The following is a 10,140-nucleotide window of genomic DNA, read 5'->3' as shown; positions in this document are numbered from 1 at the left end:
TTGTAATAACACCCCGGGGGTAAATTAACTAGCCCCCCCGCGGGGCGGGGCGCGGGGAATCGTCATGTCCGGGGCCGCGGTTCGCCGGCCCGCGCGGGACCGGTCGCGTCAGCCGTCGACGTCCGCCGCGGGCGCCGCCGCCAGCGCGTCGAGCAGATCGGGGGTCGTGGTGGTGAAGCCGAAGCACTGGCGGGTGTTGAAGACGGCAGCGTCGTGGCAGTAGGACGGCGAGGTGGTCGCGGACGCGTCCGTGAGCATGACGACGTCGTAGCCGGCGCAGGCGCCGTCCACGAGGGTGGCGTACACGCACTGGTCGGAGTTGATACCCGCGAAGAGCAGGGTGTCCACCCGCAGATTGCGCAGGATGCTGTCCAGGGGGGTGTCCCAGAAGCCGCTCATCCGGTATTTGTCGACCCGGATGTCGCCGGGCTCGACGGTCAGCGGCGCTGCCAGATCGGCGCCCCAGCTGCCCGAGGTCAGGATCCGGGAGTCCGTGCCGGGGATGCGGAAGCCGATGCCGTGGCCGGTGCCTTCCGGGTCGAACACATGCGCCACGCCCGGCGGGAGGTTGGCCCGGTCGGGCCGGTTGCCCCAGGTGAGCCACACCACGGGTACGCCGGCGGCGCGGGCCGCGGTGACCGCCCGGGCGCTGTGCTCGACCGCGCCGGCCAGCAGCGTCACGTCGATGCCGGCGATGTCCAGGGCGCCGCCCGGGGTGCAGAAGTCGTTCTGCAGGTCGATCACGATGATCGCCGTGCGCGATAGGTCGAGGACGACGGGTGCGGGCTCGGTGCGCAGCGGCGCCGGCCGCGCGGCCAGCGCCGGCCGGCGCAGGTCGATGGCGCCACCGCCGAACTGCCAGCGGTTGCGGTGCCGCAGAGGTGCGGCGTCGTCGTCGGTCATGGTGTGCCCTCCACGGTGGCGGAAGCCTTCTCGGCCGGTGCGGGCTGTCGAGCCGTCTTCGGACCTTTCACCAGTGCCTCACGCGCTGCGACGTTGATCCCGCGCCTGAGTTTCGCAGAGGGTGACGACGCTTGTACCGGTTTTCGCGGGAGGCCCGGAGTGCGCAGCGCGGGCGGACCCCGGTCAGGCGCGCAGGGCGGTGATGGCGTCCTCGATGGTCGGCTGGAAGGTGAAGAGCTGGTTGAGGCCGACGATGCAGAAGACCCGCATCAGGTCGGTGTTCAGCCCGACGAGGACCAGCCGGGCGTCGGACTGCCGGGCCCGGTTGTAGGCGGCGACGAGCACGGTGATGCCGGTGGAGTCGCAGTAGGTCAGGCCGGTCAGGTCGATCAGCACGGGGGCGTCGGGGCCGAAGGGCGTCTCGTCGACGGCCTGGCTGAGGTCCTTGGCCGTGTGGTGGTCGAGTTCGCCGGCCGCGGCCACCACGGTGGCACCCGCGGGGTGGGTTCGTCGGGTGGCGGTCAGGGTACGGTCGGTCACCTGTTCTCCTGTACGGGTGAGTGGGCGCTGCCCGGGGGGAGGGAAAGGACGAGCAGCGCGGTGTCGTCGCTGACCCCGGTACCCAGATCGGTGAAGAGGTCGTGCAGCGTCGCCAGCAGGCCCTCGGCTCCCTCGGACGCGTGGGCGGACAGATGGCGGGTCAGTCCGTCCTCGCCGAGCATGGCGCCGTCCGCGGTACGGGCCTCGGTGAGCCCGTCGGTGTAGAGCAGCAGCGCGTCGCCGGGGGCGAGTCGCGTGGCGGCCTGCACGAAGTGCGGGTCGGGCAGCAGTCCGATCAGCTGGCCGCCGGTGGTCGAGATGGCCTCGACGCTGCCGTCCGCGCGCAGCGCCAGGGCGGGCGGGTGGCCGCCGCCGGCCAGCGTGACGGCGAACGACCCGTCGGACCGGGCGTCGAGCACGCCGAAGACGGCGGTGCAGAACCGGGGGTTGTCGCCCTGGAACTCCCCTTTGAGCACCGCGTCGAGGTTGGCGAGCGCGGTGCACGGGTCGGGGTCGTAGATGGCGGCGGCGCGCAGGGTGTAGCGGGTCAGCGAGGTCAGCGCGGCGGCTTCCGCGCCCTTGCCGCACACATCGCCGAGGAAGAAGGCCCAGCGGCCGTCGTCCAGCGGGAAGAGGTCGTAGAAGTCGCCGCCGACCTCGTCGACGGAGGCGGTGTGATAGGCGGCGGCCGCGTCGAGGCCGGGCACCGGGGGCAGGGCCGGCGGCAGCAGGGTGCGCTGCAACGTGCGGGCCAGGCGTTCGGCGTCGGTGCGCCGCGCGCGTTCGGCGGCCACGGTACGCAGCGCGGACAGCCGCTGCACCAGTGCGTCCATGACGAGCGCGGCCAGGTCCGAGAGCGCTTCGAGCCGGTCGCGGGTCAGCTGCCGGGGGCGGGTGTCGAGGATGCTGACGGTGCCCAGCCGGTGGCCGTCGGCGGTGGTGATCGGCGCGGCGGCGTAGAAGCGTATCGCCGGGCCGCCCCGCACGAGCGGGTGCCCGGCGGTACGCGGGTCGGCGAGGGTGTCGCCGACGACGTAGGGCTCGCCCTGCTCGATGGCGGAGGCGCACAGGCCCGGGGTGCGGCCGATCTCGCTGATGTCCTTCAGGCCGTGGGCGGCCTTGAACCACACCCGGTCGCTGTCCACGATCGACACGGTGGCCATGGGGGTGCCGAAGATGCGGGCGGCCAGGGAGGCGATCTTGTCGAAGGCGCCGTCGGGCGGGCTGTCCAGGATCTGGTAGCGGCGCACCGCGGCGAGCCGCCGCTGCTCGTCCGCCGAGGACCGTCTCACCTGCGGGTGGAAGGCGCCCTGGGCCACCGTCATGTCGTCTCCCCCGCTGCAGGCTGCCGTGCGCGCCGGTCCGATGCCCGGCTGTCCTATTCTACGGATCGCGTCCACGTGCTCCTGCGGTCGGCTCGGCGCCGTCCCGCGGTGCCCGGCCGCGCGGTCCGTGGCGCGTTCCGCGCGGGGGCACACTGGTAGCGGCCGGCGGGGAGGCCATCGACATGAACGAAGGGGTGCGCTGTGACACGTTCCGAGGACGCCGGGTTCGAAGTGCCCCCCGCGGCAGGCGCCGCCGTGTTCACAGCCGATGAGGAAGTGGGCCGGGATCTGGCCCTGGTGGACTGGGCGGCCACGCCGCTCGGGGAGCCGGCCGATTGGCCGCAGAGCCTCAGGACAGCGGTGAGCATCCTGCTGTCGTCGCGCTTTTCCATGTGGATGGCGTGGGGCGACGACCTGACGTTCTTCTGCAACGCCGCCTACCGCCGCGACACCCTGGGCCGCAAATACCCCTGGGCGCTGGGACGGCCGGCCAGCGAGGTGTGGGCCGAGATCTGGGACGACATCGGCCCCCGTATCGACACCGTGCTGACCACCGGTGAGGCGACCTGGGACGAGGCGCTGCTGCTGTTCCTGGAGCGCTCCGGCTACACCGAGGAGAGTTATCACACCTTCTCCTACAGTCCGCTGCGCGACGACGCCGGCCGCGTCGTCGGCATGCTGTGCGTGGTCAGCGAGGAGACCAAGCGGGTCATCGGCGAACGCCGGATGGCAACCCTGCGCGACCTCGGCTCCGACCCCAGCGTGGTGCGCACCGAGCAGGAGATGTTCGACTTCACCGGCCGGCAGCTGAAGCGGAACCGGCACGACCTGCCCTTCACGCTGACCTACCTCTTCGACGACGACGGCGCGACGCTCGCCGCCGCCACCGGGATCGCGGCGGGCCATCCCGCCGCCGCGGAAAGCCTCCCGGCGGGGTCGGACAGCGTGTGGCCGACGGCCGCGGTTGCCGGCGGCGAGTCCGTCCTGGTGCCGCTCGACCCCGGCGCCTTCCCCGGCCTGCCGACCGGCGAGTGGCAGGAGCCGCCCGCCCACGCCCTGGTGGTGCCGCTGCTCCAGCAGGGCGGCGCACCGTACGGCTTCATGGTGGCCGGCCTGAACCGCTACCGGGCACTGGACGAGGTCTACCGCGGCTTCGTGGACCTGGTGGCCGGCCATGTCGCCACCGGGGTGGCCAGCGCCCGCAGCTACCAGGCCCAGCAGCGCCGGGCGGAGGAACTGGCGGAACTGGACCGCGCGAAGACGACGTTCTTCTCCAACATCAGCCATGAGTTCCGCACCCCGCTCGCCCTGATCACCGGGCCGGTCCAGGAGCTGCACGACCGGCTCGCGGACACGGACCCGGAGGTGCGCGAGGAGCTGGAGGTCATCCACCGCAACGGACTTCGGCTGGGCAAGCTGGTCAACACGCTGCTGGACTTCTCCCGCCTGGAGGCCGGCCGGATGCAGGCCAGCTACGAGCCGGTCGACCTGGCCGCGGTCACCGGTGAACTGGCCAGCGTCTTCCGCTCCGCGATCGACCGGGCCGGGCTGGACTTCCTGGTCGAGTGCGACCCGCTGCCCGAGCCGGTCCACATCGACCGCAGCATGTGGGAGAAGGTGATCCTGAACCTGCTCAGCAACGCGCTGAAGTTCACCTTCGACGGCTCGATCCGGGTCGGCGTGCGCACCGTGGACGGTGTCGCCGAGGTGACCGTCGCGGACACCGGGATCGGGGTCGCGGCCGAGGAGATGCCCCGGCTCTTCGAGCGCTTCCACCGCATCGAGAAGGCCCGCTCCCGCTCGAACGAGGGCAGCGGCATCGGCCTGGCGCTGGTCAAGGAGCTGATCGGCCTGCACCGCGGCACCATCACCGCCGAGTCCGCCGCGGGCGAGGGCACCCGCTTCACCATCCGCCTGCCGTTCGGGGCCGGGCATCTGCCCGCCGACGCCGTCCTCCTGGAGAGCGGCGCGGACGCCGCCCCCACCGCCGCCGACCCGTTCGTGCAGGAGGCCCTGCGGTGGCTGCCCGGTGAGCAGGACCCTTCGCAGGCCGCGGAGCTGAACGAGCCGGTGACCGGTTCCGAGAACCGGGGCCGGGTGCTGATCGCCGACGACAACGCCGACATGCGCGAGTACCTCTCCCGCCTGCTGCGCGGCGCCGGATACCGGGTCAGCACGGTCCACGACGGGCAGCAGGCGCTGGACTCCGTCCGCGCCACGGCCCCCGACCTGGTGGTCAGCGATGTGATGATGCCGCGCCTGGACGGCCTGGCCCTGGTCGCGGCGCTGCGGAGCGACCCGCGGACCGCCTCGGTGCCGGTGCTGCTGCTGTCCGCCCGGGCCGGGCAGGAGGCGTCCATCGAGGGCCTGCAGGCCGGCGCCGACGACTACCTCGTCAAGCCGTTCGCCGCCGCCGAACTCCTGGCCCGCGCCCGGGCGAACATCCAGCTGGCACGGCTGCGCGGCCACCACGCCCGCTGGCGCACCGCGCTGGTCGACTCGATGCAGGAGGCGTTCTTCGTCTGCGACGAGGACGGCGCCGTCATCGAGATCAACGCGGCCTTCACCGACATCCTCGGCTACGGCACCGAGGGCCTGCCGTACGCGCCGCTCCAGCCGTGGTGGCCGGACGCCGACACCGATCCCGAGGCCCACGCGACGGTACGGAACGCCTTCGGCCGGCTGGTCGGCAACCGGAAGGGCAGCTACACCGTCCCGGTCACCCACCGCGAGGGACACCGGATGTGGGTGAGCGCGACCTTCAACCAGGTCCAGGACCCCGACAGCGGCCGCAAGGTGATCGTCGGCACCTTCCGCGACGTGACGGCCGAGCACTACGCCATCCAGCGCGAAAGCGCCCTGGCGGCCCTCGGGACCTGCCTGTCCCGGGCCACCAGCCTGTCCGAGGCGCTGGGCGGCGCGCTGGACGAGCTGAAGAAGCTGTGGCGCGCGCAGACGGTCATGGCCGCGGTCTTCGAACGCGGCGACGTGCCGGCGCTGACGGCCACGGACGACGGCCTCAGCTGGCACGACCTGCCCGACGCGAGGCGCCGGGCGGTCACCGGTCTGCGCCAGCACTCGGTGCTCACCCCGGTCGCCGACCCCCTGGGGGCCGGCATCCTGCTGGAGCACCCCGACGGCCCGCTCGTCCTGTGGATCGACCTGGGCGAGCGGCGGCCCTTCACCGGTGAGGACCAGCTGCTGCTGTCACTGCTGGCCGGCCACCTCGCGCAGGGCCTGGCCCGCGCCCACCAGATCGACCAGCAGCGCGAGACCGCCATCGCCCTGCAACGCGCCATCCTCGGCCCCTCGCACCTGCCCGAGGGCTTCGCCGTCCGCTACGAGCCGGCCACCCAGCCGCTGGAGGTCGGCGGCGACTGGTACGACACCGTCCCGCTGCCCGACGGGCGGATCGGCATCGTCGTCGGCGACTGCGTCGGGCGCGGCCTCCAGGCCGCCACCGTCATGGGGCAGCTGCGCAGCGCCTGCCGCGCCCTGCTGCTCCAGGACGCCCGGCCGGCCCAGACGCTGATGGCCCTGGACCGCTTCGCCGCCGGTGTCCCCGGCGCGGTCTGCACCACGCTCTTCTGCGGCGTCCTCAACACCGAGACCGGGCAGCTGACCTACTCCAGCGCCGGCCATCCGCCCGGCATCCTCGTGCATCCCGACGGCACCGCGAACCTGCTGGAGGACGGGCGTTCCCTGCCGCTGGCCGTCCGCCCCGACGTCTCCCGCCCCGACGGCACCTGCACGATACGGGCCCGCTCCACCCTGCTGCTGTACACCGACGGTCTCGTGGAGCGCCGCCGGCGCCCGCTCAGCGCGGGCATCGACCAGGCGGGCAAGGTCATGCAGGACGGCCGGAACACCGCCATCGACGACCTCGCCACCGACGTGATGAGCCGGCTGGCCCCCGCCGACGGCTACGACGACGACGTCGCCCTGCTGCTGTACCGCCACCCCGCCCCGCTGGAGATGTCCTTCCCCGCAGAGTCCGCCCAGCTCGCCCCGGTCCGCAAGGCCCTGCGCGGCTGGCTCGACCGGTGCGACCTGCCGCCGCGTACGGTGCAGGACGTGCTGGTCGCGGTCGGCGAGGCGTGTGCCAACGCCATCGAGCACGGCCACCGCGACGCTCCCGGCAACCCCGTCTACTTCCGGGCCGAGGCACTTGTCGACGACCTGCACCTGACCATCGCCGACTCGGGCCGCTGGAAGACCCCCCAGCCCGAGCTGAACACCCATCGCGGTCGCGGCATGAGCCTGATGCACGCCCTGATGCAGCGCGTCACCATCACCCCCGGCCCGTCCGGCACCACCGTCGACATGCACACGAGGATCTCCTGATGACCACGCCCCTGACCCTCACCCCCGGCCGGCGGCCCGACGGCACCGCCCTGCTGACCGCGACCGGCGAGATCGACATGAGCAACACCGAAGCGCTGGCCGCCGCCCTCGACAGCACGTCCGGCCCCCTCGTGCTCGACCTGACCGGCATCGAATACCTCGACAGCGCGGGCCTGAGCGTGCTGTTCCCGCACGCCGAGCGGATCGAACTCATCGCCAACCCGCTGCTGAGACCCGTCCTGACCATCTCCGGCCTCGCGGACCTCACCACCATCCACGACGCCTAGGGCCGTGACCGCTACGGGGTGAAGCGCCCCGGCGGCGGGCCCCAGGCGGCCAGCTCCGCCAGCTGCCCGGCCAGGATGTCCCGCGCCTCCTGCGGGCACAACCGCGGCGGCCGGGCCCGCAGTTGCACCACCATGCCGTCCAGCAGGGCGTGCAGCCGCGCCGTCTCCGCGGCCCGGGTACGGCCGGGCCGAGTCTGCCCAGCTCCGCCAGCCCGGCCAGGGCGCTGTCCACGGCGCCGCGGATCAGCTCGTCGGCCTCGGCGCGGCGCCGCGCGGCCGAGGAGTCGCGGCGCGCGAGCGCCACCGGCGCGAACCAGGCCCCGGACTCCAGCCGCCGCTCGTCGTCCAGCGGCAGCAGCCGTTCCGGGGTGGCCTGCACCGGCTCCGGCGACAGCGAGCCCGCGGCGGCGCCCGCGCCGCCGATCCGCTGCCGTACCGACTCCACCACGAAGTCGACGGCGAACAGCACCATCTCGGTCCTGTCGGGGAAGTAGTGCCGCAGCGCCCCGGCCGACCAGTCGGACTCCTTGGCCACCGAGCGGACGCTCACCGCGTCGAAGCCGTCGGGCAGCGCGACACGCCACAAGGCGCCGGCCAGCTCCGCGCGGCCGGGGGTGAGGCCCGCCGCCGTCCCGCGAAACGGCCCCGCCGTACCGGGCCGCGGGGCGCGGGCCGACTACCGTTGCCCCATGCCAAGCTACGTCGTCACCGTCCCCGTCCACCCGGCCGCCCCGTTCACGCCCGAGCAGATGAGCGTCATCAGCGACGCCATCAAGGCCCGCGACGCCGCCCCGGAGGACGCCTCCTTCACCGAATACGGGGGCGAGTTCGTGACCGACGCCCCCACCGGCAATGCCGACGTGCGCGTACGGCTCGACGCGGTGGACGAGGAGACGGCCCTGCGGGAGTCCAAGCGGGTCGTCAGCGAGGCGCTGCTCGACGCCGGCCTGACCCGGCTGACCGCACCGCTCGGCGACCCGGCCGTCAGCAACTGACCGCGGCGGGGCGGCGGGGGGCTCACGCCGGAGGCGCAGCCGGTGCCGGGCCGCCGCCGACTGGTCGGGTCACGCCAGGCGGTGGGCCTCCGCCGCCAGGACCGGCTCGCCCGGCTGGACCCCGTGCAGGACGTGCGCCAGGATCTCGGCGCCGCGCACCACCCGGGGTCCCGGGCGGTTGAAGTGGGCGGGACCGTCCAGGACCCACACCCGGCCGTCGCGGACGGCCGGCAGGTCGTCCCACGCCGGGTGCCGGGAGAGCAGGTCGGCCTCTTTCAGGGTGCGTTCCGGCGGGAAGCCGCACGGCATCAGCACGATCACCTCGGGCGCCGCCTCGATCAGCGCCGCCCAGTCCATGGAGCCGGTGTGCTCCCCCGGTTCGGCCAGCAGCGGCTCTCCCCCGGCGCAGCGGATCTGCTCGGGTACCCAGTGCCCGGCCGGCCACAGCGGGTCCAGCCACTCGATCGCCGCCACCCGCGGCCGGGGCCTGCCCGCCACCTGGGCGCGCACCGCGGCGAGGCGCTGCCTCAGCTCGGCCACCCGGCGGACCGCGGCCTGCGGAACCCCCAGGATGTCACCGACCCGCAGCACGCAGGCCAGCACGTCGGGCAGGGTGCGCGGCTCCAGGCTGATCACCTGGGGTCCCGCGCCGTCGAGCACCCGTACCGAGTCGGCCACCGCTTCGTAGGAGACGGCACACACCCGGCACAGGTCCTGCGTCAGCACCACGTCGGGCGCCAGCTCGGCGAGCAGCCCGGTATCGAGGGTGTAGAGGGACGAGCCCTGGTGCGCCGCCCCGCCCACCGCCTGTGAGATCTCCCGGCTGCTCAAGGCGTCGGAGTCGAATTCGGCGGAGGTCACCACCGGCACCGCGGCGACCGCCGCGGCGGGCCAGTCGCACTCGTGGGTACGTCCGACGAGGTGGCCGCCGAGGCCGAGTTCGGCGACGATGTCGCTTGCCGCGGGGAGCAGGGAGACGATGCGCATGGCGGAACGGTAGACCTCTCGCGCCCCGCCCGCCGCACTGTCCGCCGATCCGGAGCGGCCCCCGCCGCCGGTCGACCCGCGTGGACAGGGGCAGGGGTGGACATCGGCCCGTCGGCGGGTGCCGCCGGTGCCGGTGCCGCCCGGCCGAGCGCGGTCGGCGGCCTGTCGGGAGGCGGCCGGGACAGGCCGCCGCAGCTACGTCCCCTATCCGGTGGAGACCTCGGACAGCGGCGCCCGCGGCGGTCAGATCTCGCCGAGGCCGCCCTCTTCCACGACCGGGTAGGGGACGAAGGTGCTGCTGTGCTCGTCGATCGCCAGCCGGCGGCCCAGCTGCGGCAGGGCGCGCTGGGGGCAGTCGGTGCGTTCGCACAGCCGGCAGCCCATCCCGATGGGGACGGCGGCGGAGGTGCTGCCGAGGTCGAGGCCGCCGGAGTAGACCAGCCGGGACGCCTGCCTGATCTCGCAGCCGAGCCCGATGGCGAAGGTCTTGCCGGGCTCGCCCCAGCCGCCCCGGTGCCGGGTCACCGCGCGGGCGGTCCACAGGTAGCGCTGCCCGTCGGGCACCACCGACTGGCTCGCGCCGATCGTCGCCGACGCCGAGGCCGGCTTCGGCGGACCGCTCAACGCCTTCGAGCCGACCAATTCGACCCGGTCTCGACCGCCGTCAACCCCGCGTCCTCGACCACCGCGCTGAGCGGGTCCACCGAGGAGGAGCAGTTCCACTGAGCCCGGGCGGACCCGCCCCCGCCCCCCGTACCC

General features: G+C 73.8%; 8 protein-coding genes and 1 pseudogene. 3 read left to right on the top strand and 6 right to left on the bottom strand.

All coding sequences use genetic code 11. The features are described from left to right. Positions 1 to 108: 108 nt before the first annotated feature. From V7E46_RS05265 to V7E46_RS05255, 3 genes are all read right to left on the bottom strand, one after another. Entirely contained in the window at positions 109 to 903 is a 795-nt protein-coding gene (locus V7E46_RS05265) for a cysteine hydrolase family protein (protein WP_333767308.1), read from the bottom strand. 183 nt (positions 904 to 1,086) lie between these two features. Then, positions 1,087 to 1,443, bottom strand: a complete 357-nt coding sequence (locus V7E46_RS05260) for an STAS domain-containing protein (protein WP_333767307.1) — start codon at positions 1,441 to 1,443, stop codon at positions 1,087 to 1,089. Next, the gene (locus V7E46_RS05255) at positions 1,440 to 2,768 is read right to left on the bottom strand and encodes a PP2C family protein-serine/threonine phosphatase (protein WP_333767306.1); all 1,329 of its coding nucleotides are present in this window, start codon (positions 2,766 to 2,768) and stop codon (positions 1,440 to 1,442) included. The genes V7E46_RS05260 and V7E46_RS05255 overlap by 4 nt, the downstream gene beginning before the upstream one ends. 201 nt (positions 2,769 to 2,969) lie before the next feature. Between V7E46_RS05255 and V7E46_RS05250 the strand changes: the two genes are divergently transcribed. Both V7E46_RS05250 and V7E46_RS05245 read left to right on the top strand, forming a co-directional pair. After that, a complete protein-coding gene (locus V7E46_RS05250; RefSeq protein ID WP_333767305.1) occupies positions 2,970 to 7,112 on the top strand; it encodes a SpoIIE family protein phosphatase in 4,143 nt (1,380 codons plus the stop codon). After that, positions 7,112 to 7,399, top strand: a complete 288-nt coding sequence (locus tag V7E46_RS05245; RefSeq protein ID WP_333767304.1) for an STAS domain-containing protein — start codon at positions 7,112 to 7,114, stop codon at positions 7,397 to 7,399. Before V7E46_RS05250 ends, V7E46_RS05245 begins: the two co-directional genes overlap by 1 nt. Here V7E46_RS05245 and V7E46_RS05240 read toward each other — a convergent pair. Continuing rightward, positions 7,377 to 7,985: a TetR/AcrR family transcriptional regulator gene (locus tag V7E46_RS05240; RefSeq protein WP_333767303.1), complete on the bottom strand. Its 609-nt coding sequence runs from the start codon at positions 7,983 to 7,985 to the stop codon at positions 7,377 to 7,379. The two genes, V7E46_RS05245 and V7E46_RS05240, sit on opposite strands and share 23 nt — an antisense overlap. Positions 7,986 to 8,088: 103 nt before the next feature. Here V7E46_RS05240 and V7E46_RS05235 point away from each other — a divergent pair, with 103 nt between their 5' ends. After that, positions 8,089 to 8,394, top strand: a complete 306-nt coding sequence (locus V7E46_RS05235) for a hypothetical protein (protein WP_333767302.1) — start codon at positions 8,089 to 8,091, stop codon at positions 8,392 to 8,394. Positions 8,395 to 8,463: 69 nt separating this feature from the next. On the opposite strand, the gene V7E46_RS05230 is transcribed toward V7E46_RS05235, so the two are convergent. Both V7E46_RS05230 and V7E46_RS05225 read right to left on the bottom strand, forming a co-directional pair. After that, positions 8,464 to 9,381 carry a cobalamin-binding protein gene (locus V7E46_RS05230; RefSeq protein ID WP_333767301.1) on the bottom strand — a complete coding sequence of 306 codons (918 nt, stop codon included), beginning with the start codon at positions 9,379 to 9,381 and terminating at the stop codon, positions 8,464 to 8,466. A 243-nt stretch (positions 9,382 to 9,624) separates the two neighbouring features. Continuing rightward, positions 9,625 to 9,945: pseudogene (locus V7E46_RS05225) on the bottom strand (short-chain fatty acyl-CoA regulator family protein); the annotation flags it as partial. Positions 9,946 to 10,140: the final 195 nt, after the last annotated feature.

The sequence above is a fragment of the Streptomyces sp. IBSBF 2435 genome (assembly GCF_036815005.1).
Lineage (GTDB): Bacteria > Actinomycetota > Actinomycetes > Streptomycetales > Streptomycetaceae > Actinacidiphila.
This window is presented reverse-complemented; position numbering and strand designations above follow the sequence as displayed.

Excerpts from the sequence above, each read along its gene's own strand:
- V7E46_RS05265 (WP_333767308.1), bottom strand. The coding sequence starts at position 903 with ATGACCGACGACGACGCCGCACCTCTGCGGCACCGCAACCGCTGGCAG.
- V7E46_RS05230 (WP_333767301.1), bottom strand. The coding sequence starts at position 9,381 with ATGCGCATCGTCTCCCTGCTCCCCGCGGCAAGCGACATCGTCGCCGAA.
- V7E46_RS05255 (WP_333767306.1), bottom strand. The coding sequence starts at position 2,768 with ATGACGGTGGCCCAGGGCGCCTTCCACCCGCAGGTGAGACGGTCCTCG.
- V7E46_RS05245 (WP_333767304.1), top strand. The coding sequence starts at position 7,112 with ATGACCACGCCCCTGACCCTCACCCCCGGCCGGCGGCCCGACGGCACC.
- V7E46_RS05235 (WP_333767302.1), top strand. The coding sequence starts at position 8,089 with ATGCCAAGCTACGTCGTCACCGTCCCCGTCCACCCGGCCGCCCCGTTC.